This is a genomic window from Streptomyces sp. DH12, assembly GCF_020873895.1.
Taxonomy (GTDB): domain Bacteria; phylum Actinomycetota; class Actinomycetes; order Streptomycetales; family Streptomycetaceae; genus Streptomyces.
On the sequence record NZ_JAHWGT010001185.1, the window covers coordinates 1 to 439 of the forward strand.

1 pseudogene is annotated in these 439 nt (G+C 71.1%); it reads left to right on the forward strand.

Features of this window, described 5'->3' with window-relative positions:
• Positions 1-439, forward strand: a pseudogene (locus LPA54_RS39160) (ABC transporter permease); the annotation flags it as partial.

The following is a 439-nucleotide window of genomic DNA, read 5'->3' on the forward strand; positions in this document are numbered from 1 at the left end:
TCGTGCGCCTGATCACCGGCGCCGACGGCATCACCAACGTCAGCCAGATGTCCACCGCGCTCCAGCTCGCCGTGCCGATCGGCCTCGCCGGTCTCGGCGGCCTGTGGGCCGAACGCGCGGGCGTGGTGAACATCGGCCTCGAAGGCATGATGATCCTCGGCACCTGGTTCGGCGCCTGGGCCGGATTCCAGTGGGGCCCGTGGACCGGCGTCCTCGTCGGCCTGATCGGCGGCTGCCTCGGCGGCCTGCTGCACGCCGTCGTGACCGTCACCTTCAACGTCAACCACATCGTCTCCGGTGTGGCGATCAACATCCTCGCCCTCGGCGCCACCCGCTACCTGGCCCCGCTCGCCTTCGAGGGCCACCAGGGCGGCTCCGCCAAGCAGTCCCCGGCGGTCGAGTCCCTCGGCCACTTCACCGTGCCGGGACTGTCCGACTG